We start from the raw sequence: 23,183 nt of genomic DNA, 5'->3' as shown, positions 1-23,183 counted from the left end.
CTTCTAAGTGCAATGATACCCATACGGAATACCGTCTCTTCCTTGCCCCTATACAGTGAAACAGGTTTCTATTATATAAATGTAATCGCTTTCCTGAATTATATTATTGCCTTATTCAAGCTGTCAACTGTGAATTGGGTGCAAACATTTTTCGTTAAAACCACGCAAAAAAGGCGCGAGTTCTGCCTGTTTTGCAAGCAAAATTCGCGCCTTTTTTCACCGTTCGAGCTTGTTTGCCAGCTCGCTCGAATTATTAGTGAGTGACTTTTGAACAACCTCTGTTTAGAATACTTTCGTTGTCCATGACTCACAGTTCCACGTCTCCGTAACTACATCACGGTAGAATTCCGGTTCATGGGAGATCAGAAGAATACTGCCTTTGTAAGCCTTGAGCGCACGTTTCAACTCTTCCTTGGCATCAACGTCCAGATGGTTCGTCGGCTCATCGAGTACAAGCAGGTTGGTTTCGTTATTGATCAATTTACAGAGACGTACTTTGGCTTTCTCGCCACCACTCAGTACAGCTACCTTGCTCTCAATGTGTTTTGTAGTCAAACCACATTTTGCAAGTGCAGCTCGCACTTCGAATTGGGTATAGGAAGGGAACTCCTGCCAGATCTCTTCAATGCAGGTATTATAGTTTGCATCCTTCATCTCTTGCTGGAAGTAACCGATCTCCAGATGTTCACCGCGTTGAACGGTTCCTTCCAGAGCCTGAATTTCACCCAGAATACTGCGCATCAGGGTTGTTTTACCGATTCCGTTCGCACCAACGAGGGCAATCTTCTGTCCACGCTCCATACGCAGATCCAGTGGTCTGGACAACGGTTCGTTGTAACCAATCACAAGACCTTTGGTTTCGAAAATCAGCTTGCCGGATGTTCTTGCATCACGGAAATTGAATTGCGGTTTCGGTTTCTCTTTCGCGAGTTCGATAACATCCATCTTATCGAGCTTCTTCTGTCTGGACATTGCCATGTTGCGTGTAGCTACGCTTGCTTTGTTACGCGCTACAAAGTCCTTGAGGTCAGCAATCTCTTGTTGTTGGCGTTTGTACGCCGACTCCAGCTGCTGTTTTCTCATCTCATGTACTTCCTGGAAGTGATCATAATCCCCCACATAGCGGGTCAGATCCTGATTCTCCATGTGATAGATCAAGTTGATCACACTGTTAAGGAACGGAATATCGTGAGAGATCAGGATAAAAGCATTCTCATATTCCTGCAAATAACGTTTCAACCATTCGATATGCAATTCATCCAGATAGTTTGTAGGCTCATCGAGCAGCAAAATATCGGGTTTTTCCAGCAATAGCTTGGCGAGCAGTACTTTGGTACGCTGTCCACCACTCAGGTCATTGACGTCTTTATCCAGACCGATATCCGTCAGACCAAGACCACGTGCGGTTTCATCCACTTTGGCGTCGATCATGTAGAAGTCCTGGTTTGTCAGTGTATCCTGGATCGTACCCACGTCTTCAAGAAGTTGTTCAAGCTCCTCAGGAGTCACATCGCCCATTTTGCCGTACATATCATTCATTTCCTGTTCCATGTCGAACAAATACTGGAACGCGCCGCGAAGCACGTCACGGATGGATTGGCCTTTGTTCAATACAGCATGCTGATCCAGATAACCAACACGCATCCGTTTGGACCACTCTACCTTGCCTTCATCTGGCTGAAGTTTGCCTGTAATAATGTTCATGAAGGTTGATTTACCTTCACCATTGGCCCCAATCAGACCAATATGTTCGCCCTTCAACAGGCGGAATGATACGTCGTTAAAGATAGCACGGTCACCAAAACCGTGACTTAATTTTTCTACATTTAATATGCTCATTCATGACACCTTTTCTATATAGACTTAATTCTTTGTATATTATAAGCGTTATCTCCTTTACAACTCAACGCCATATTCAAAATTATTGCACCTTTCGGGCTGAAATTTGCCTTATATGAAAGTATGGGTTAAAATTTTGCCTTAACGAATTACTACTATATAGAACGGAGCTCTTTGAAGAGCATCAGGTGAACAATATGATTGAAGTGAAACAATCCAAGTTGGGTGACGGCGGTGAATTTAACCGTGGGGTATTTGCTACCGTTGACATTGCCAAAGGAACGCTTATCCATCAGGCACCCGTTGTGCCTTACCCGAATGAAGATCATGAACATGTCGAAAAAACGATTTTGGAAGATTACGTGTTCGAATATGGGGCGAATCATACTGCCATTCTGCTCGGCTACGGCAGTCTGATCAACCACTCCTATGAACCTAACGCTACCTATGATATTAATTTTGACAACCACACCTTTGACTTCTACGCGTATACAGACATCAAGGCTGGCGAAGAAATCGTGATTAATTACAACGGTGAAGAAGACAGCATGGACCCGTTATGGTTCCTGGATGATTATGAGGAGCGTATGCGTGAGTTCAATAAGTCCAATGAGGATGAGGATGATGTTGAACAAGAGAACGAAATCCACTCCTCGGATACGGACACGAGTAAATAAACGTTACACACAAGAAATTTTGCAAAAACCTTCGCTATGGATAAAAAAATTTCGCGTTGTCCGCGATAAATTATGAAATGAATACCCAGAGAACTCTTCATGGGTAAAAGTTTAAACACAAAAAGCAAGCTCTCCGTTAACGGAAGACTTGCTTTTTGTGTGTTGTCTTTCTTTCTAAGCCAAATATGCTTGTCCATATTCATTGTTTATCGTGCATCTCAAATTATTTTAATCTGTAATCGGTGGATCTGTATGCAGATCAGCATCGGGTTCCGTGGTTCTCCACTTGGTAAAAGCGACCTCGAACCCAGCACGCTTCGGTGCACACAGAAATGGGCCTGCGTGTTTGTTCGTCGGATGGGCAAACCGTGCAACGCGAATCGTACGCCAAGCATGCTCATCTGTGCGCGCACGAATGATAACGGCCTCGTTGTCGTAGGAGGCTCTGATCGTTACAATTCGTCCACCCCACTCTGGCACCGGAGAGAGCGACCAATCCGAATACATATCCGTCACGACGGCTCCAACATGTGCCACACCATCGTTAACCTCAACTCCGGCCTTGATCCATTGGTCTTCTCCGTACCATAACATTAAGCCCGCCTGATCATATAGTTCGGTGAATGAACTTAGATCAAACGATACCTCGATCGCTTCCGTTCCGTCCCATGGAGCAAGTATGGCGTGTCCATCCCGATGACAGAACCCATAGAATGTTTTCTCCCAGAAGTCACTGCCTTCCCGAGCTTCCACAATGAAACGATCCCCATCCATCCGTGCAGCAACAGGTTCCTTCGTCCACTTGCCTTCAAGAAGTCCTATAAAATCCGATGACATCGTTAATTTCCATCCTTCCTTCCGTCCCAAGGGACGTTAATCATCACTTTTACAATAGAGAACCCAGGTCCGATGCAGCAGTAGGATATGCAAAATTCATGATGTTTAACTGATCGATGGTCAGATCGAACTGAATCGCCATTGCAATAAGGTTAATCAGTTCTTCTGTTTTGCTCCCGAGCACATGCGCACCCAGAATGCGACCGGTTGACTTGTCGATTACCACTTTGGCCATGGCAAATTTTTCATGAGTTCTCTTGTAAGTATACCATTTCGACATATCATTTACCTGCACCTCGTAGCCCTCTTTTTTGGCTTGTTCCGTGCTCATACCTACAGCACCAAGTGCAGGGACAGTGAACACAATGGAAGGCATCACTTTATAATTGGGTTTGTGTTGATTTCCCTCCAACAAATTGAACGATACAGCCCGGGATTCCTGACCTGCTAACGGGGTTAAAGGCAACCCTCGGGTGTCCGTTACATCGCCAGCAGCATATACTCCCGGATTACTTTCACTCTGCATGTACTCATTGACCGTAATACCCTTTTTGCTGTAGCTGACGTTGCCTTTCTCCAATTCCAGCCCATCCACATTGGGAACCCGCCCCGCTCCATGCACGACAAGTCCGCACTGCCACTGGTGATCTGCACCGTTGCGTGTGCCATGAACAACATAGGTGTTCCCCTCTTGCCGTATGGACTTCACCTCCGCGTTCAAGTGAACATGGATGCCAATCTCTTTCGACTTTTGCAACAAAGATTCCACCAGCTCCGCATCAAATGATTTTAGCGGCTGTTCACTCCGATGCAGGATATGGACCTCCGTCCCGGCTCTGGCCGCAATATGTGCAAATTCAAATGCAATATATCCACCGCCTACCAGCACTAATCGATTCGGCAGCTGTTCCAGTTCCAGAAATTCATCACTATATATAAGATGCTCTGAGCCCTCAATTTCAAGTGGCGCAGGTCTTGCACCGGTTGCAATCAGGATGTGTTTGCCATGAAGGACTTCTTCTCCAACTTGAATATGATTTTCATCGACAAATGAAGCTTTACCATGGAACGTGTCCATTCCGGCTTGCTTGAATTTATCTTCACTTGCTCTAGGTATGCTCTCGGTAAAAGTGCGCTTAAAGGCCATAAGTTCAGACCAGTTGATGGTCGCCTGTCCCTGAATTCCTTTCCCTTGCATCCTTTCGTTCCAGTCGATCAGTTCAGCCGCTCCTGCCAGCACCTTCTTGGGATCACAGCCGCGCAGTGCACAGGTTCCTCCGAATTCACGTTCATCAATCACAGCGATTTTCCAGCCAGCTTCAGCGCAACGGGTGATGACAGAGCTTGCAGCGCTTCCTGTGCCAATCGAAATCAAGTCATAGGTTTCTTGTGTCATTACGGTTCCTCCTCGTCTTCTTGGTACATCTGTTGTAGAGACGCCTAAAGTTACAGTAATCCAGCTTGTTTAAGGTACTCCATAGCCACCTGCTCAGGATTGGCTCCTTCTACGTTCACGTCGTAGTTCATCTGACGCATCTCGTCATCCGTAATCTTTCCAGCAAGCTGATTCAGCACCTCAACCAGTTGTGGATATTGATCTGCCGTTTCTTGACGAAGCATCGGCGCACCTTGATACGGCGGGAACAATTCCTGATCATCTTCCAACACAACCAGTTCATATTGTCTCAGCTCACTATCGGTGGAGTACGCATCTACGAGATTGATATCGCCACGTTGAACAGCTCCATAGCGAAGCTTCGGTTCCATGGTTGCAACGTTCGGAAATTTAATCCCATACTTCTTCTGAATGCCAAGGTAACCGTCTTCCCGATCCGAGAACTCCAGCGTGAATCCTGCCTTCATCTGCTGTTCCACTGGCTTGAGATCCGAAATGGTCTTGAGATTGTATTGATCTGCGGTGCTCTGTGGAACGGCTAACGTATACGTGTTGTTGTAATCCATAGGTTTAAGAAGCATCATGTTGAACTGGTTCAGCATTCCTTCTCTTGCCTGTTCGTACACCTCCGTCCGATCGGTGCTAACAGCTGTTTCCTTCATGAATTCAGAGATCGCGGTCCCTGTGAATTCGGGATAGATGTCAATATCACCTGAGTTGAGTGCGTTGAAAAGAAATGGCGTTTTGCCTAATCCGGGCTTCAATTCAACCGTTAAGTCTGTATCTTTTTCAATTAATAACTTGTACATATTAATGAGAATTTCGGGTTCCGCCCCCAGTTTCCCGGAAATAACGAGATCCTTCTGCCCTCCACGTGCCAAAAAGGGAATGGTAATCACAAGTATTGCGATTAGAGCCAGCGAACCAAGGGTGACCAGTGTTTTCTTGAAGGATAACCGTTGGAACTGACGTAATAGTACATCAAACAAAATAGCCAGCAAGGCGGCTGGAATGGCTCCCAGGATGATCAGTGCCGTATCATTCCGATCAATACCCAGCAAGATTAATGCACCCAAACCTCCTGCGCCGATCAAGGCAGCAAGTGTCGCGGTTCCTACAATCAGGACCATAGCAGTTCGAATTCCGGCCATGATGACAGGCATCGCCAGTGGCAATTCCACTTTAATTAGACGTTGTCTACTATTCATGCCCATCGCATTCGCCGCTTCGACCATGGAAGGATCAACTTCGGATATGCCTGTGTACGTGTTGCGGAGCACAGGAAGCAGCGCATACACAACCAGTGCAATAATTGCTGGAAGTGTTCCTATGCCGAATAACGGAATGAGTAAGCCGAGAAGCGCCAGGGACGGAATAGTTTGCAACACAGCCGTAATCCCGATAATCGGTTCAGCCACTCTAGGTTTGCGTGTAAGGTATATACCAAGCGGAATAGCGATGAGGACAGCAAAGAACAATGCGATGAAAGATATCTGCATATGTTCCAGGAGAGCAGACAATAACTGGCCTTTGCGCTCGCTGAACACCTCCGTGAATCTACTCATGTCCCTCACCTCGTTCCTGTAACTGATCAGACCAGTATTTCATCAGGTCGGCCCGATCGATCTCGCCAATAATCTGTCGGTTACGTTCAACCAGCAAATGGTCGTGAGCACTCATAATCTCAACCAACTCCGGTAGCGAAGTTGATACAGGAACGGCAGTTTTCGCAGATTTGGGCACATGACCAGGTGAGAGTGGTGTCATGATGGATTCAAGATCAAATACGAATGGTGAGATCGAGTCCGCATCAGGACTCCCGACAAACTCACGTACGAAGTCATTAGCTGGTTGCTGGATCAATTCTTCCGGAGTACCTACCTGCAATACTTCTCCATCCTTCATAATGCAGATGCGATCGCCCAGCTTCATCGCTTCCTGGATATCATGGGTGACAAACACAATTGTTTTCTTCATCTGACGCTGGATATCCAGTATATCGTCCTGCAATTTCTCGCGGCTCATAGGATCAAGTGCACTGAACGGTTCATCCATCAATACAATCTCGGGATCGGCAGCGAGTGCACGCAACACACCAATTCGCTGCTGTTGTCCACCTGATAGTTCGGCAGGTTTGCGCTCACTGTACGTATCTCCGTGCAAACCAACCATGTCCAGTAGCGTATGTACGCGCTGCTTGATCTGATCTGACTTCCATTTTCGCAGTTCAGGAACAACCGCAATATTCTCGGCAATCGTCATATGTGGAAATAGTGCAATCTGTTGTAGTACATACCCAATATTCCAGCGCAATTCGTGAATGTTGTATTCATCAATTGGGCGTCCATTGATGCGGACTGTTCCATCTGTTCGCTCAATCAGGCGATTGATCATTTTGAGCATGGTGGTTTTGCCACATCCACTCGGACCAATCATGACGAATAATTCACCCTTGTTAATGTTGAGGTTAACCTGACGCAAAGCCGTAGTTCCATCAGGATATTGTTTTGATACATTTTCGAACTGAATCATCCGCTCTCTTCGCTCCTTTATCTAAGGCGTGTCTCAAAAATCGCCCTAACATCATTCTCATCTATTTCCCCAAAAGTGTGTTCGTATAATCACTGCCGTCCGTAGTGCCTAAGGTTAAGCAGAGATCCATATACCAAATCAACGATGTCAACATACTGGTAGACAGGCAAAAAGACGGGCACCAGGCACCGTCTTCTCATTAAATACAATATGTTTCTTCCACTATTTCCATACTGCCATATGATTTTGAACAAATTGCTCCATTGAGATTGGGCCATTCCCCGTCAATTTCAGCACGGTATCCGTTACTTGATCTTCCCGGCCTTCTTCACGGATGGCAATATCCAACCCTGCCAGAGCTGTTGCATAATCTTCGGGCATCCCTGCTTGAATCATGCTGTTCCTCAATTCATCATCGGACAACGATTCATGCTGGATGGATTGACCCAGTATACGACTAATGATGTTGGAAACCTGCCCATAGGACAACGTCTCCGGCCCTGTAATAATATGCTCTGTATTATGAGGAATAACATCTGTCAGTGCTCGGAAGGCAACAGTTGCAATATCATCTGCGCTGACAAAACCGATTTTACCTTCCCCCGCAGCACTATAGATTTTACCGAGTTGCTTCGTCGTCTCCCGATGCGGTCCCTCTGTAAAGTTCTCCATAAAATAAGATGGTTGGAGTACAGCCCACTCGGGAGCATGCGCTTTTAAATACTGATGTACTTCGCCAAATATAGGACCATCTTCATTAACTGAAGCACTGCCAAGCAAGACAAATCGCTTAACGCCGCTCCACAATGCTTCCTTCATAAACGGAATCATGACGCCTCCCGGATTCGTGTCCATAACTGGCACGACAAGGTACACCTGGTTTACATTTTTCAGTGCCTGAGCATATGTCCCGGAATCATACCAATCGAAATAGACATAGTTATCACCAGAATCAGAAAGAAAGGGTTTGCTTCTTCCTGCCAAACGCACTGGATATTGCTGTTTTTGAAGTAGAGCCGCAACACGGCTTCCTGTCTTTCCATTAGCCCCTGTAATCAGTGTCACCGGTTTATCATTATTCATGTTTACTTCCTCCTAGGTTCGATTCAAGTACGATCATCGGATTCCAATAGTCTTTATAATGTGTAATTTTTCATTCTTATGGCTCACTGCTGAGATTGTGTCATCCTACTTCCTCCTTCAGTTTTGTTTGGCGTTCTTTTTCCAGACCAATCAGTCTAAAATAGTCAAAAAATAAACGCCTATGCGTTCATTTTCAAAAAACCATTATAGAATTCATCATGTAAAACGTTAATCCATAGCCCTTAAAGTCATCTGTACAAAATCTCTCAGCGCTTCTGCACTTGCACCGCTCTTCGCCGTAAAGGTCAATGAGAGTCGGGAATAATTCAGAAAACGGGCAAGACCGGGCAATTCTTCCTCTGGGTGCTTCAATTCGCCACTCCTCTGGCCCCGTAACAGCGCAGTATGAATAACATCTTCCATTTGTTGATTAGTGGTTTGAATAAAGGCTGCGATTTCGTGATTTTGTGGTGCCTGCTCCACCGCACTATTAATGATGAAACATTCATTACGACGTTCATCGTCTGTAAGCACGTTAACCACTTCGTTGAACAACTGTGCCACGCCTTGCCTCACACTTGTGCATTCGTTTAATAATGTGATGCCTGCCTCTGTCTTCTGCTGTATATAGAATTTAAGCGCTGAGACAAACAGATCATGTTTGGTGCCGTAGGTGTCATACAAGCTTTGTCGTGCAATGCCAAGTTCACTCAGCAGTAGACTTAATGATGTACCTTCATAACCGTACGTTCCGAATACAGACGTTGCTTTTCTTAGAACAGCCTCCGTGTCAAATTCCTTAATTCTTCCCAATTTCAGACCTCACCTCCCTATTCATTAAATAAAGAATACCTTTTCCAGACTGATCAGTCAAGAAAATAAATGCTTTGATTTTGGACAAAGTGGTATAATGAGAATAGAAGCTGAATGAATTCTTTTACCATTTACAACCATGACCACATATAAAGGAGTGTACCCATATGTATATTCAAATTACTGACCTGGCTGCAAAACGATTGACGGAAAGCCTGAATGATCAACCTGGATACTTCAAAGTAATCTATGATCTGGAAGGTTGCGGATGTAACGGAGTTATCGCGATCATCATTGTCGATGAACTCGCGGCTCTTGATGCTCAGATTGAAACCAATCTGGTTCCGTTCTATGTTGATCCGAAGCAACAGTTGAATCTCGAACAACACATGAAACTGGATACAGAAGAGAATTATCCTTCTTTCAAATTAAGCAGTGATTCCGGAGTGCTCAGCGCCAACGTTCGCGTTCGTGATACACGGGCCGTAACTGTGGGAAGCTCCGGTGGATCTGACGCCTGCATGTTGTAACACAGTCTCCAGCATAATTGCAGTAATCTAGCATTATCTCTTCACAACAAAAGCCGTTGCATCTACTAATGCAACGGCTTTTAATGTTCTTTTCTTTATATACCTCTTATCAGAGTTGCAAAAAAGACTCTATAAAAGATAGATAAACTAAACATTTACACGAAACGGAGAGGACAGAAAAAACCTGAAGAAGCGTAACGCTCGCCTTTATCCCCGGATTTTCACCATTATAAATTGATCAAACAATCAGGGGATAACAGCGATCGGAAGGTTGTTCTGTCATCAAAGTGGCAGGGTAAATACCCTCTAGTTAGATTTTATAGCAAACTTTGTTTACAACTCGGAAACAATTGGAGAACCTATGGATATAATCCTCTAGTATACTCGGTATATAGATTCATATATTCCGAGGAGGAACACACATCATGAAACCTTTTACTCGTAAATCCATCATATCTACAATGCTCATAGGTTCTGTTGTAGCAGGTTCTGCTTTTACTACGCTCCCCATCACTTCAAGCCTGAATCCCGTCGCATCTGCTGCAAGCTCCAGCTTCACTCAATTTCTGCATGATAATGCACCTGGTCGTACGATTAAAACCATCAAAAATGTGGCAACCGTGACCAATGTGTCCAGTACAGTTGTACTTGTCAATAAAAAGAGAAATCTGCCTTCGACTTATGCACCTCAGGATTTGGTTGTACCAAACATTCCTTTTAGCTTCTCAGGCTCCAGTCCGAAGAAGCAGATGCGTAAAGTCGCTGCAACAGCTATAGAGAAATTATTTGCCGCTGCCAAAAAAGACGGCATTGATATCAAAGCCGTGTCAGGCTATCGCTCTTATGCGACTCAGAAATCAATCTTTGACCGCAATGCCAGTATTAAAGGTGAAGCTGTTGCTAACAAAACAAGTGCTCGTCCAGGACAAAGTGAACATCAAACAGGTCTTGCAATGGATATCTCCAGTGCCTCGGCCGGTTATGGTCTAGAACAAAGCTTCGGAAACACCAAAGAGGGCAAATGGCTGAAAGCCAATGCCCACAAGTACGGATTCATCATTCGTTATGGCAAAGACCAAGAGAAATTGACGGGTTACTCCTATGAGCCTTGGCATGTACGTTATGTCGGAGTATATATTGCAGGTGAAATTACCAATCAGAAACTTACACTGGAGCAATATTTGGAACGTGCCAAATAAGGAAGGTATCTACCTCATCCGTAGTCAGCTATCCGATCAGATAAAAGAAGGATAACTATAGATATCAAGGCTGAAATTGAATATGGGGCCGCAACGCCCCCTCTTCTGCTTCAATCTTTTTCATTTGAACACATCATCACGTCCCGACGATTCTCCTAAAGACAAGAGGTAATCTCTTCAGACTTTCGGTTCCAGCCCAAGAGCCTGCGCCAGCAAGTAGTGCATTATGGCACAAATATAGTGCAACATTGTACACGATGGAACCCAAAATAATCTCCATAACGACAAAACGTTTTAACGTCGAAGATTGGATCACATATACCCGAAATTCATGCGGGTCATGTCCTCCCTTAAATCTTGTGATGAGAGCTTTCATGAATCACCTCTAGTGTTTTATTCTAGCGTATGGCAAGCGAACCTTGTCTTATTCAAAAATAATACTTACATAAAGTAACTAAGTGTGTTATAGTCAGTTTATAAATCATACATAAGCGAGGGAAACCATCATGAGTGAGTTTGAGAACCTGGTTAAAAACCGCAGATCGGCCGTTATTTTTGAAGAAGGAATTGAGATTTCAGAGTCTGAGCTGCAAGAGATGTTTGCCCTGAACAAATTCGCCCCTTCTGCCTTCAACTTGCAGCATACACATTATCTTGTGATTAGAGATGAAGAACAGAAAGAGAAAGTCTATGAAGCTTCCCAGCAATACAAAGTAAAAACAGCTTCTGCAGTCATTATCGTATTGGGTGACGTCAACGCACATCATCACATCCGCACCATTAACGAAGGATTGCTGAACCTGGGCGCTCTCACTCCGTTTCAATATGAGCATGAATCCCAAAGTGTCACCGAATTTTACGAGTCTCGCGGCAGATTCTTCCAACGTGAGGATGCCATTCGCAATGCCAGCCTGTCTGCCATGCAATTGATGCTAATCGCTCAGGATCGGGGTTGGGACACCTGTCCAATGATCGGCTTTGACGCCGAAGAACTACAGCAAAGCTTGGAAATTCCTAACCATTACGTACCGGTCATGATGATCACGATCGGCAAAAAGTCGGAAGCCAAACAGCGCCCACGCGGTTACCGCAAACCAATCCATGAATATGTTAGCTTCAACAAAATGCACGCTGAATAACATATAACATGACAAACTAGTTTAATGATAAATTAATACAATGATAAACTAATTAAGCAAAAAAGCCACGATATCGTGGCTTTAATACGTTTCATAGATTAATGTGTCCAACATTTGAAATTCATTGTCAAACTCAGCGTATATGTACAGTCGGCCAGCAGGTGTATCCCCCGCATCATAACCCAACCGGAAATACTGATCTCCCTGAAATTCTGCATCAGCCAAAACCAATTCACTGATATCCTCGTCCGGATGGGCCTCGGCAATGGTTTTAAGGGCCTGCTCCTGAAGCATGTCCCACCGTTTCCAAGTCTCTTCCATGTATGGAGATAAGCTTTCCATCTCAGCCTTAGTTGAAACCTGTGCAGTAACTACGAGCTCTTTATCCTGAATAAGCAAGTATAACTGATAATTGGACATGGATGTATCATACTGAAATACACCCATGCCCTGAATTTCATGATTGGATTCAAATATTAGATTGTCGGCATACTCCAACTTTTCCAGTATCAGATTATGACTGTAATCCAACCCGGTTAATTTGTTCTCGGAACAGTACAGCTCTCTTAGTTGCACGTTGTGGCGGATATCCAGCTCACTAATATGATTGTTAAAACACCGGGCACTTTCCAAAACCAGATTCGAACGAAGATCCAACTGCTTGATATGGTTGTGATTACACCGAATTTCAAGCAAGGCTGGACAACCGGTTACATCAAGTTCCATCATGTAATTGTTCGCACAATCTAGTCGCCGCAGGTGTATATTGTATTCAAGATCAAGAGAGAATAGAGCGTTATAACTGCAACTGAGTTCCTCCAACTGCTCAAGACGCTCCAAAGCCAGCTTCGACAACATATTCCAATGACACTCCACCGTGACAAGCTTGGAATTATGAGAAATATCCAATTGACGAAGTCGATTAAAGCTGCAATCCAGCACCTGCAATTCGGAATTGGAGGTAAGGTCCAGTGTAAGAAGCTGATTTTCTCTACATCTTAACGTGCTGAGCTTGTGGTTCTGAGTCAGATCCAGATCTGTCAATTGATTATAGGCACAATCCAGTTCGTGAAGACTCCTGAAATACTCGATTCCATCAAGATTGCTAATATTTTGATTGGAAAGTTGCAATGTCTCAACCTCATAAATGTCACTCTCCTGAATGAACCCGCGCTGATTACAATAACGTTCCAACACAACTTGCCTGAAACGTTCATCCTTGAAGGCATAAGTAATATCCATATTCAATTCCTCCTCTCTCGTTTTCTTCTTTTGGAACAGTCTTCCAACATATTATTCCTATTCTATGAGTTACATCGCAGGGAATCAATATTACCTATGCAATTTTTTTTATACCATGTTAGCATCCAACATGTAAGAGAAATCGTACAGAGAGGATGATTTTCATGAAACTGGTTATTGAAAACCTCCCGTCATATCGTATAGCTTATGTTCGACAAGTCGGTCCATACGGGCCAGCCAATGCCCAAGCGATGAATACGCTGAAGCAATGGGCAGATAACAAGCAACTGTTGAATGAATCAGCAACATTACTCGGTATTCCTCAAGATGATCCGACTATCACACCGCCTGAGAATTGCAGATATGATGCCTGTATTGTGATTACTGAATCTGAACGTCGGCTAGATGACCCCATTGAGATTGGTCAGTTATCAGGTGGAGATTATCTCATCTGTAAGGTGAGACATACGGCAGAAGATATTCAGCAGGCTTGGAATGTGCTCATCCCCCATTTGCATGCAAGTGGTTATATGATGGACAACAAACCAGTTATAGAGCGGTATCGTTGGAAACTGCTCCAGCAGCATTGGTGCGAAATATGTGTGCCTGTGAGACCTGTGTAATCCGCGTTACGAGGAAACAAAAAAGTGACTTCATGTTGAAGTCACTTTCTCGTTAAACACTACTACTGCTACTAATAAATTGAACTAATCATTTACACGATAACGGAGAGGACAGAAAAAACCTGAAAAAGCGAAGCGTTCGCCTTTATCCCCGGATTTTCCCCTTTAGAAAAGGAATCAAAAAAATCTGGGGATAACAGCGATTGGAAGGTTATTCTGTCATCGTAGTGTCAGTGTAAATAACCTTTAGTTCAACTTATAAAACTAAATTAAAATGCCCAGTTGCCTTTGCGGAACACCGGCTCAATTGTGCCATCCTGTAACTCACCATCGATATCCAGCTCTGCGGAACCGATCATGAAATCAACGTGAGTCAGGCTCACATTGCACTCATGCTTCAGCAATTCTTCGTTAGACATCGTTGTACCATCTTTCATATTGAAAGGGTACGCACTTCCCACGGCCAAATGGCAGGATGCATTCTCGTCAATACCCGTATTGTAGAATATGCGATTCAGGTTGGAGATTGGGGAGTCATGCGGTACGAGTGCGACTTCACCCAGATAACGTGCGCCTTCATCGGTGGCAAAGAGGTTCTTCAGATGCTCTTCACCGGATGCTGCCGTAAACGCTACAACCTGCCCGTCCTTAAATGTGATTCTCATCTGGTCTACCAGCTGCCCGTTCAGGTTCAAAGGCATGGTGCTGCTAACATACCCGCTCACTCCGCTGCGCTTGGGCATGGTGAATACTTCTTCAGTCGGCATATTCGCAACGGTGTATACGCCTTGTTTATTTTCGCTGCCACCGCCGCCCCAGATATGATTATTAACCAGTTCGATTTTCAGGTCTGTACCTGGCGCACGGTAATGCAGGCTCTTATAATTTTTCTTGTTCAGGAGATCACTCATGGTAGTCAAAGTATCCAGATGTTTTCTCCAATTTTGTACGGCATCTCCGCCATCGACACGGTTCATTTTGAAGATGGTTTCCCACATCACGTTGATTCGATCTTCTTCCGGGATGTCTGCAAACACTTTGTTGGCCCAAGCTTTGGTCGGTGCTTTGATCAGACACCAGCTAATTTCATGGTTGCGTGTATATTTGGCATATCCGCGACGTGCATGTGCAGCTGCCTTCGTAGCCCGGGAAACGCTGTCTGAGTCAATTCCGTTATACAGTTCAGGATCTGGGACTTTGATCGTCAGAGTAGCGCCGCCTGCTTCTGCAAATTTCTCCATCATATCCGCTTTCCAGGCTGGATAGTAGTCAAAACTGTCATTGGAGCCATGTTCAAAACGACTGCGGGTGATGTTGTCATCATCGAAGTCCACCTGCACATAGTTTGCACCAGCCGCATAGGCTTTTTGTACAATCAGACGTGTGAATTCAAGCGTTTCGATCGGTGCGGTAACGAGCAAGTCCTGTCCTTTTTGAATATTTACGCCGACTTTGACAACCAGTTCTGCGTATTGTTCCAATGACTTTTCAAAGGTTTGTTCAAATTGACTCATGGTTGTGTTCACTCCCGTTTCATATATTAATGGCCTTAACCATTTCGTTTTTCTTGTTCACGCAGTTCGATCCGGCGGATTTTACCTGAGTTGGTCTTCGGCAGATCCGTAACAAATTCGATCTTGCGCGGATATTTATAAGGTGCTGTGATTTCCTTGACATGGTGCTGCAATTCACGCATCAGTTCTGGTGAAGCCAGTGAATCATCTCGCAGTACGACAAATGCTTTCACCACATTGCCACGGATCTCATCCGGACTTGCAACCACCGCACATTCCTTCACACTGGCGTGTTTCATAAGTGCTTCTTCCACTTCAAAGGGTCCAATCGTATAACCCGAACTGATGATGATATCGTCACTGCGGCCTTCAAACCAGAAGTAACCTTCTTCATCTTTACGTGCGCGGTCCCCGGTTACAAAATAATCGCCACGCTGACTCGCTTCCTTCCGTCCCTCATCCTGATAATAGGACCGGAACAGAGCTGGCATCTCTTTGTGCACCGCGATATCTCCTACTTTACCCGCAGGAACAGGTTGTCCCTCTTCGTCAATAATTTCAATCAATCCAGGTGTAATGGACTGACCCATCGAACCAATGCGTACAGGCGCATCTTTGAGGCTGCCGATTAACAACGTGCTCTCGGTCTGTCCATATCCGTCCGAATAGTGAGGTCGAAGTGACGCTGGAAGATTTCAATGACTTCCTGATTGAGCGGTTCACCCGCTGAAACAGCACTGCGCAGATGGGACAGGTCATAATGTCCAAGATCATCGGCTTTGGCCATCAATCGATATTCGGTTGGTGTACAGCAAAGAACATTAATTTGATGTTCCTGCATCAGCTCCAGATAACGTTTGGGCTGGAATGAGCCATTATAGACCAGGCCTGTCGCACCTCTTCCGAGTACCGACAGGAACGGACTCCAGATCCATTTTTGCCATCCAGGTGCCGCTGTTGCCCATACCGTATCAGATGGCTGAATATCCAACCATAATGTAGAAGCGATCCGCAGGTGGGCATATCCCCAACCATGGCTATGTACAACTCCTTTGGGATTACCTGTGGTGCCCGATGTATAGGCAAGAATAGCTGTATCATCACGGTGAGTTTCCACCGCAGCCATCTCCTCAGGTTGATCTTGCATTAACTGATGCACATTGACCCAGCCATCGGCAGGTACGCCCACTTCACCATTGGGTGATGCCACGATGCGATGTGCCAGTGACGGGAGATCCGCGTCCATCTTTTCCACTTCCGAAGTCGTCTCGGACCATACAATAACAGCTCGTGCCTCGGAGTGACGCAGACGATATTCCAGATCTTTTGCCCGTAACATCTCGGAGGAAGGAATAACGGCAATCCCCAGTTTCAGACAAGCAATGTAAATGACATAGGCAATGATACGGCGTGGTACCATGACCAACACCCGATCACCCTTCTCCAGTCCAAGTTCACGCAAACCTCCTGCAAGACGATTCGCCTGCTTGAATAAATCACCATATGTGATCTCTTCCAATTCTCGATGATCGCTGAGCCATCTAAGTGCAATCCGGTCTGATGGGTGATTCTCCATCTCGGATGTCAGGTTATAGCTTTCAGGCGAAATCCACTGTTCAAAGTTCAAATGGAGCCTCTCCTTTATAGTTCAAATGTAAAGCTTCTATATATTATACCCTAAATCCTAGGACCAGGTGCTATGAACTAGGCTCATTCTGAAAAAATAAACATAGGTCAATTAATGTTAACTATTATAATAGATCTTTTCCTATAAAGAAAATGACATATAAAAAAATGGCACCTTCCTGTGCATCAGGAAGGTGCCATTTCAGTTTAATTTTTATATTATCATCACTTTTTCTAACTTAACTTTTCGATTACCACGGATAATTGCCCATGCCGTCCAAAATGCTTTCGATCTCATTCAACTCTTCCGTTGTCAGATCAGGAGCTTGGAGCGCAGCTACGTTTTCTTCAATCTGGGACACACGGCTTGCACCAATCAGTGCAGAAGTAACACGGTTACCACGCAAAATCCAGTTCAAAGCCAGTTGGGAGATCGTTTGACCTCTTCTTTCCGCAACCGCCTGAAGCGCATCGAACTTGGCAATCCGTGCGTCCGCGTATGCTTCTTTTTTCAAATTGCCTGTTGGATTGGCTCGTTCTTCCTTGATCTTGTCGACATATTTATTCGTCAACTGACCGCGGCCGAGTGGACAGAATGCAATTGAACCTACGCCTTGCTCATCCAGAACGTCCTGCAAACCGTCTTCGATCCAGCGATTGAGCATCGAGTAGTTTGGCTGATGAACCAGACATGGCGTTCCCAGACGACGAAGAATGGTTACCGCTTCTTGCGTCTGTTCTGCATTATAATTGGATAAGCCCACATATAGAGCTTTACCTTGCCGCACGATATGATCCAGCGCCGTCATCGTTTCTTCCAATGGCGTATCCGGATCTGGGCGGTGATGATAGAAAATGTCCACATAGTCCAGTCCCATCCGGCCAAGACTTTGATCGAGACTTGCAACCAGATTTTTGCGGGAACCCCATTCGCCATAAGGTCCATTCCACATATGGTAGCCTGCCTTCGAGGAGATGAGCAATTCATCCCGGTAAGGGCGCAGATGTTTTTTGTAGATCACACCAAAGTTTTCTTCCGCAGAACCTGGAGGTGGACCATAGTTATTGGCCAAGTCGAAATGGTTAATTCCGAGGTCAAACGCACGCAAAATCATCTCTTCCTGAATATCCAATGTACGGTTACCACCAAAGTTCTGCCATAAACCCAGCGCAATTTGCGGCAGTCTAATTCCGGATTTGCCGGAACGTACATATTTCATCTCATCATATCGTTGTTCACTCGCAGTATAGGGCATCGTTATTCTCGCTTTCCTGTAAAGGTTTGTTGAATTCCTTTTCATCTTAGCCATTTTCCAGCCAAAACGATATGGCATTTCACTATAACCATATGGAAAAATGATTGTTATACACTTGAAGTAATCTTAATTTATTTATCTTTCATACCAATTAATATGTTAAAATGCAAGATGAGACGAAATCATACAGGAGTGAATACCCTTGATTACGTATATGTTCAAGAACAATCATTTTCAGGAGCTTCAGCTCCTTCATTATGGCACCGAAGCCTGTACACCAGGTCACCACTTTGGGCCTGCCATGAGAGACTATTACAAAATTCATTATATTTTGTATGGCAAAGGCACCTTCGAAGTGGGAGGTAAAACGTACACCCTGCACAAAGGGCAAGGTTTTCTCATCGTTCCGCATTCTGTTGTTCATTACGAAGCCGATCAGGATGACCCATGGGAATACAGTTGGGTTGCATTTCAAGGCAGTAATAGTTCATCCTTTCTACAGCAGGCTTGTCTGTCGGAGCATCACCCCATCTTTGAGCTGGGCAATGAGGATGACGAGATGCGGTCCTGTTTACACCGAATGGTCAATTCGCGCAATACTCTTAAAGGCTGGGAAATAAGCATGACGGGGTTGCTGTATCAATTCTTCTCGATTTTAATTGATCAGGCTAATCCAGAGCAGCTACAACCCGTGCACGATTACTCAAAGGAAACGTATGTGACACAGGTCATGGACTTCATTGAAATGAACTACGCGAATGCCATTACAGTTCAATCCATAGCCGCCCATGTCGGTTTGCAGCGCAGTTACCTGTGCTCTCTCTTCAAGGATCAGATGGGAAGCAGCATTCAGTCGTATCTGGTCCATTACCGGATGCGCAGAGCAGCCGAATTGACCCTTGATCCGGCTCTGACTATCGGTGATATTGCCCGCTCGGTGGGTTACACGGATCAATTACTTTTCTCCAAAATGTTCAAAAAAGTGATGGGCGAAGCCCCCACCTACTACCGCAAACATAAAACAGCACCCTCCCAGTTAAGTTGTTAATGGGAAGGTGCTGTTTTTGCCAATCCATATCACTTACATTTGTTCAAACTTACATTCCTTTATTATTTACATTCGTTCGTTACTTACGTTTGTTTATACGGTCTCTGGCATGGATATGCCGACAACTTGCACTTTAATTTCATTGACCATAACGCCGGCTAATTGCTCTACAGCCTGTTGAACATTATGTTGAAGTTCACGGCAGACCTCATGCATCTTGTTGCCATACTGAATGTTGATGCGCAATTGAATGGTGGCCTGATCGTCTTTGACGTGCACATCGATTCCTTTCTGCAGACTCTTGCCGCTAATGCTTTTGGCAATGCCTTCAGTCAGACCAACAGACATGGAGGATACCCCAGCCGTTGATTGAGCGGCCATGCCCACGATCTTGGACAACACATCGTTCGAGATGTGAATGGTACCCATTTGAACAGATTGAGGTGCAATATATTCGGGTTCGTTGTATGGTTTTTCGATAATTTCAGACATGTACTCCACTCCTTCGAATAATTTAGATTTTATGCATTCTGCCATTTGTCCTTGAAGAACATGTTATAGATTCGAACCAAAAGAATTTTAACGATCATATAGACCGGGATAATAATCAGGATGGCAATAATTCCACCCAGGTCCCCTGCACCCAAGACCAGAATAATCGTCGTGAGCGGGTGAATATCGAGCTTCTTGCCGAATACGTAGGGTGCCACCAGGTTGTCCTGAATCTGCTGAGCGACAAGAATAATAATCAGAGACCAGATGGCAACCGATGGGGATACCACGAGGCCCATGATGACAATGGGTACAGACGACACAATTGCTCCGATAAACGGAACAAAGTTCATGATGACCGCGATCACCGTAAGCAGTAATGCGTACGGCAGTCCAATAATCAAGAAACCGATATACATCAGTACACCCAATGCCAGATTGACCAAAACTCTTCCCACAATAAAACCACTCAACGCCTGATCAATCTCAATTACGACTTCACGGCTGTCATTTTGAAAACGCTTGGGAGCGATATGTGCCAGTTTACGACCAAATTTCTCACCTTGTAACAGCATATAGAACAAGAGAATTGGTAATGTAAACAAGATGATTGCAAAACTGGAAACGAGTGAGATAAATCCACTTACGTAGTTGGTTACAAAGTTAAACCCTTTGTTGATATACTCCGTGATCTGAGAGAAAGGTGTCGAGCCTTCAGGGAATAATGCTTGAATGGCTCCATTCTGCTCCAGCTCTCTCAGCTGTTCACTTAATGAATTCAGTAGATTCGGTGCGTTATCAACCAGATTGATCAGCTGCTCACGTAATGATGGCCATAATCCGATGATGAAGAACACACCCAGAATAGCAATAACCAGATAGATTAGCAAAATACTTAGTGTGCGATTGATTTTCTTTTTCTCCATATAATTCACAAGCGGCCTCAGCAGATAATAAAAGAATACCGATAACATCATCGGCACGGTGATCACCGTAAGCATAGTAACAAGCGGCTGAAAGATGAAGCTCACACGTGATAATAAATAGATATTAACCAATATCAGCGCCAGTGCGATACTGAACCGGACAAATGAATTTGTTTTTAACAAGTCGTTTCCCTCCACATAACCTTTTCTTTACGTTGAATCATTTAATGCTTGGTCTGGTCTTTAGTTCGGAATCTGAATGGTAAATACGGTGGTCTCCCGACCACGCCCGGAAAGGATCAACCGCCCGCCCATTTTCTCCGTATTACGCCGTGCGATGGACAAACCAAGTCCGGTGCCTCCAGTCGCTGTCCGCGCCTCATCCCCTCGTACAAACGGGTCAAAGATCGTTGACCACAGTTCTTGTGGTATGCCCACTCCGGTGTCTGCTACTTCAATCACCACATGGGTATCCAGCGGAATGAGTTCCACACGCAGTTCTGTTCCGATCGGATTGTAAGCAAGCGCATTCGTGATCAGATTCTGGATGACTCTGGATAGCAGCTCCGGATCATACCTTGCGTAAATCTCCTCATCAGGAACAAGCACATGCAGGACAAACTGTTTCTGCTCAATCTCCCCATACGTATCTGCCATAATCTCGCGCACGAATTCTCCAATTTCTCTTCTCTGAATATGCATGCGGAAATCAGGCGAATCCACCTTGAGCAGCTCCAGCATATTCTGTATCATGCGTGCAACCTGAACGGACTTGTTATAGATGTATCCCAGGTATCTTTGCTGCCTGTCCTTGTCCTCTCCGCGCCCTTCCACCAAAGCCTGAGCATATCCTTGTATAGATGTTATCGGTGTCTTCAGATCATGTGACAAGTCTACAATCAGTCGCTGTTTGCTCTCTTCGGCATAACGTTTCTCCGCCGAGGTATTCTCAATGACGTCTGCCATGTAGTTAAAGGTCTCACCAATCTGGACAAACTCTCTCTCGGCGGAGATCGACATCCGTGTATTATAATTTCCCTGGATCATCTGCGTAAGACCCGAGGAGAGTATACTGAGTGGTTTTTTGATTCTCCGTGCGACCCAATAGCTATATACAAAGATCAACAACAAAACCAAACCGATGCCAATCATAATGTAAAAGGATAACGGGTGCTTCAGATTGGTAATCAACTGATTATCATTAATCCTTACGCTGACCAGATCACGCGGGATCTTCAGCAACACATACGTTGCCGCTCCTTCCGCCTTAAACGGAGTAATGGAGTAATAATACGGCTGGTCGCTTCGGTTCTCCAATCCTGCGTACAGATCCGCTTCACTGTATCGTGTGAACGAATCTTGCTTGTCTCCCACATGCTGAATGACGTTGCGATTCGCATCCAGAATCTCGATCCAGCCGCCGCTGTCCTTGAGACGTTGGATCTCTGTGTCTTTCCCTTTCGACACTGAACCTCCACCGGAGTATAATTCGTTCTCCAGCTCTGCCACATACACGTGGGCTTCAACATTCAGATCCGGATCAACCACCTGATCCGAAATGCGAAAATCAACGACATCCAGTGACACCATGAGGTACACGATCAATACCAGTAACAGTAAAAAGAAGTTGAACAGCAAGAAATCCAGTGTCAGGGATGTCTGCAACAGTCGTTTTTCTCTAGCTTTCCATGGGCGCTTCAATTTTGTATCCCAGTCCCCTTATCGTTTTGAGATATTCCGGCTGTCTGGAATCACGCTCGATCTTCTCCCGAATATTGCTGATATGTACCATAATCGTGCTGTCCTCGTGCGCATAATAATCGCCCCAGACGGCTTCGTATATTTTTTTGCGGGTGAATACTCGGCCAGGTTGATCCAGCAATAATTCCATAATTTTATACTCTGTGGAGGTCAATGTTACAGGTGTCCCTGAACGAAAAAGGATACATTGGGATCGATCCAGCGTCAGATCACCCAATATCAGATTTTGTTCTTTCGCTGCCGGGATCTCTGCTGCATCAAATTGATTCACTCTTCTGAGCAATGCCTCTACTCTGGCGACAATCTCAAGCGGGTTGAATGGCTTCGCTATATAATCATCTGCCCCAAGTCCGAGTCCAAGGATTTTATCGTGATCCTGACTTTTGGCGGATAGGAACAGTACAGGCATGTGATGTGTAGCTCTGATCTGTTTGATTAACTGCAATCCGTCCAGTACGGGCATCATAATGTCCAGTATGACCAGATCGATCTGTGTTGAACGTATGCATTGTAACGCCTCGGCTCCATTCACCGCAGTCTTAATGCTATAGTCCTTCTCCAGATAGAGCTGAAGCAGTTCCACAATCTCTGGTTCGTCATCTGCAATCAATATGGTGTATCTCATGTTATTCCTCTCATTTCCTATACTC

The 23,183-nt window shown here is 45.0% G+C and carries 21 protein-coding genes and 1 pseudogene; 6 read left to right on the top strand and 16 right to left on the bottom strand.

The annotated features are described in order from the left end of the window. Positions 1 to 282 precede the first annotated feature (282 nt). Entirely contained in the window at positions 283 to 1,839 is a 1,557-nt protein-coding gene (locus ACTHPG_RS08220; RefSeq protein WP_315935147.1) for an ABC-F family ATP-binding cassette domain-containing protein, read from the bottom strand. A 197-nt stretch (positions 1,840 to 2,036) separates the two neighbouring features. On the opposite strand from ACTHPG_RS08220, the gene ACTHPG_RS08215 reads away from it, so the two are divergent. After that, the gene (locus ACTHPG_RS08215) at positions 2,037 to 2,516 is read left to right on the top strand and encodes an SET domain-containing protein (RefSeq protein WP_440388631.1); all 480 of its coding nucleotides are present in this window, start codon (positions 2,037 to 2,039) and stop codon (positions 2,514 to 2,516) included. 228 nt (positions 2,517 to 2,744) lie between these two features. Here the strand turns inward: ACTHPG_RS08215 and ACTHPG_RS08210 are convergent, their stop codons facing one another. From ACTHPG_RS08210 to ACTHPG_RS08185, 6 genes are all read right to left on the bottom strand, one after another. Next, positions 2,745 to 3,353, bottom strand: coding sequence for a DUF1349 domain-containing protein (locus tag ACTHPG_RS08210; protein ID WP_440388630.1), 609 nt, complete (start codon positions 3,351 to 3,353; stop codon positions 2,745 to 2,747). A 49-nt stretch (positions 3,354 to 3,402) separates the two neighbouring features. After that, positions 3,403 to 4,749 carry a dihydrolipoyl dehydrogenase family protein gene (locus ACTHPG_RS08205; RefSeq protein WP_440388628.1) on the bottom strand — a complete coding sequence of 449 codons (1,347 nt, stop codon included), beginning with the start codon at positions 4,747 to 4,749 and terminating at the stop codon, positions 3,403 to 3,405. A 50-nt stretch (positions 4,750 to 4,799) separates the two neighbouring features. Then, complete coding sequence (gene opuFB / locus ACTHPG_RS08200) at positions 4,800 to 6,314, bottom strand: osmoprotectant update ABC transporter permease/substrate-binding subunit OpuFB (protein WP_440388627.1); 1,515 nt, start codon at positions 6,312 to 6,314, stop codon at positions 4,800 to 4,802. Next, positions 6,307 to 7,281 carry an ABC transporter ATP-binding protein gene (locus ACTHPG_RS08195; protein ID WP_440388626.1) on the bottom strand — a complete coding sequence of 325 codons (975 nt, stop codon included), beginning with the start codon at positions 7,279 to 7,281 and terminating at the stop codon, positions 6,307 to 6,309. Before ACTHPG_RS08195 ends, opuFB begins: the two co-directional genes overlap by 8 nt. Before the next feature lie 222 nt (positions 7,282 to 7,503). After that, positions 7,504 to 8,364 (bottom strand): NmrA family NAD(P)-binding protein, encoded by an 861-nt coding sequence (locus ACTHPG_RS08190; protein ID WP_440388625.1) that lies wholly within the window; start codon positions 8,362 to 8,364, stop codon positions 7,504 to 7,506. A 228-nt stretch (positions 8,365 to 8,592) separates the two neighbouring features. Next, on the bottom strand, positions 8,593 to 9,177 hold the full coding sequence (locus ACTHPG_RS08185; protein ID WP_440388624.1) for a TetR/AcrR family transcriptional regulator: 585 nt from the start codon (positions 9,175 to 9,177) through the stop codon (positions 8,593 to 8,595). Between the two features lie 167 nt (positions 9,178 to 9,344). Between ACTHPG_RS08185 and ACTHPG_RS08180 the strand changes: the two genes are divergently transcribed. Further along, positions 9,345 to 9,707 (top strand): iron-sulfur cluster biosynthesis family protein, encoded by a 363-nt coding sequence (locus tag ACTHPG_RS08180; protein WP_017688778.1) that lies wholly within the window; start codon positions 9,345 to 9,347, stop codon positions 9,705 to 9,707. Between the two features lie 425 nt (positions 9,708 to 10,132). Further along, a complete protein-coding gene (locus ACTHPG_RS08175; protein ID WP_440388623.1) occupies positions 10,133 to 10,906 on the top strand; it encodes a M15 family metallopeptidase in 774 nt (257 codons plus the stop codon). Between the two features lie 136 nt (positions 10,907 to 11,042). Here ACTHPG_RS08175 and ACTHPG_RS08170 read toward each other — a convergent pair whose 3' ends face one another. Next, on the bottom strand, positions 11,043 to 11,282 hold the full coding sequence (locus ACTHPG_RS08170) for a hypothetical protein (RefSeq protein WP_440388622.1): 240 nt from the start codon (positions 11,280 to 11,282) through the stop codon (positions 11,043 to 11,045). A 130-nt stretch (positions 11,283 to 11,412) separates the two neighbouring features. On the opposite strand from ACTHPG_RS08170, the gene ACTHPG_RS08165 reads away from it, so the two are divergent. Next, on the top strand, positions 11,413 to 12,045 hold the full coding sequence (locus ACTHPG_RS08165) for a nitroreductase family protein (protein WP_440388621.1): 633 nt from the start codon (positions 11,413 to 11,415) through the stop codon (positions 12,043 to 12,045). Positions 12,046 to 12,126: 81 nt separating this feature from the next. On the opposite strand, the gene ACTHPG_RS08160 is transcribed toward ACTHPG_RS08165, so the two are convergent. Then, positions 12,127 to 13,287, bottom strand: a complete 1,161-nt coding sequence (locus ACTHPG_RS08160; protein ID WP_440388620.1) for a leucine-rich repeat domain-containing protein — start codon at positions 13,285 to 13,287, stop codon at positions 12,127 to 12,129. Between the two features lie 164 nt (positions 13,288 to 13,451). Here ACTHPG_RS08160 and ACTHPG_RS08155 point away from each other — a divergent pair, with 164 nt between their 5' ends. Beyond that, on the top strand, positions 13,452 to 13,910 hold the full coding sequence (locus ACTHPG_RS08155; RefSeq protein WP_440388619.1) for an AraC family transcriptional regulator: 459 nt from the start codon (positions 13,452 to 13,454) through the stop codon (positions 13,908 to 13,910). Between the two features lie 269 nt (positions 13,911 to 14,179). On the opposite strand, the gene ACTHPG_RS08150 is transcribed toward ACTHPG_RS08155, so the two are convergent. The 3 genes and pseudogenes from ACTHPG_RS08150 to ACTHPG_RS08140 form a co-directional block, all read right to left on the bottom strand. Beyond that, positions 14,180 to 15,424: an aminopeptidase gene (locus tag ACTHPG_RS08150; RefSeq protein WP_440388617.1), complete on the bottom strand. Its 1,245-nt coding sequence runs from the start codon at positions 15,422 to 15,424 to the stop codon at positions 14,180 to 14,182. Between the two features lie 35 nt (positions 15,425 to 15,459). Then, positions 15,460 to 17,000, bottom strand: a pseudogene (locus ACTHPG_RS08145) (acyl-CoA synthetase). A gap of 301 nt (positions 17,001 to 17,301) precedes the next feature. After that, complete coding sequence (locus ACTHPG_RS08140) at positions 17,302 to 18,306, bottom strand: aldo/keto reductase (protein ID WP_440388616.1); 1,005 nt, start codon at positions 18,304 to 18,306, stop codon at positions 17,302 to 17,304. Between the two features lie 202 nt (positions 18,307 to 18,508). On the opposite strand from ACTHPG_RS08140, the gene ACTHPG_RS08135 reads away from it, so the two are divergent. Continuing rightward, positions 18,509 to 19,354 carry an AraC family ligand binding domain-containing protein gene (locus ACTHPG_RS08135; protein WP_440388615.1) on the top strand — a complete coding sequence of 282 codons (846 nt, stop codon included), beginning with the start codon at positions 18,509 to 18,511 and terminating at the stop codon, positions 19,352 to 19,354. 93 nt (positions 19,355 to 19,447) lie between these two features. On the opposite strand, the gene ACTHPG_RS08130 is transcribed toward ACTHPG_RS08135, so the two are convergent. Genes ACTHPG_RS08130 through ACTHPG_RS08115 form a run of 4 tightly spaced genes read right to left on the bottom strand, consistent with a single transcriptional unit; the run spans position 19,448 to position 23,158 of the window. After that, on the bottom strand, positions 19,448 to 19,846 hold the full coding sequence (locus tag ACTHPG_RS08130; protein ID WP_440388613.1) for an Asp23/Gls24 family envelope stress response protein: 399 nt from the start codon (positions 19,844 to 19,846) through the stop codon (positions 19,448 to 19,450). A 29-nt stretch (positions 19,847 to 19,875) separates the two neighbouring features. Then, positions 19,876 to 20,955, bottom strand: coding sequence for an AI-2E family transporter (locus ACTHPG_RS08125; protein ID WP_440388612.1), 1,080 nt, complete (start codon positions 20,953 to 20,955; stop codon positions 19,876 to 19,878). A 60-nt stretch (positions 20,956 to 21,015) separates the two neighbouring features. After that, positions 21,016 to 22,473, bottom strand: a complete 1,458-nt coding sequence (locus ACTHPG_RS08120) for a sensor histidine kinase (RefSeq protein ID WP_440388611.1) — start codon at positions 22,471 to 22,473, stop codon at positions 21,016 to 21,018. Then, a complete protein-coding gene (locus ACTHPG_RS08115; RefSeq protein WP_440388610.1) occupies positions 22,451 to 23,158 on the bottom strand; it encodes a response regulator transcription factor in 708 nt (235 codons plus the stop codon). Before ACTHPG_RS08115 ends, ACTHPG_RS08120 begins: the two co-directional genes overlap by 23 nt. Positions 23,159 to 23,183 lie beyond the last annotated feature (25 nt).

It is taken from the genome of Paenibacillus sp. SAF-068 (genome assembly GCF_051967555.1).
In the GTDB taxonomy this organism is placed as follows: domain Bacteria; phylum Bacillota; class Bacilli; order Paenibacillales; family Paenibacillaceae; genus Paenibacillus.
Note: the sequence above shows the minus strand (reverse complement) of the source record. Positions and strands in the feature narration are given on the sequence as shown.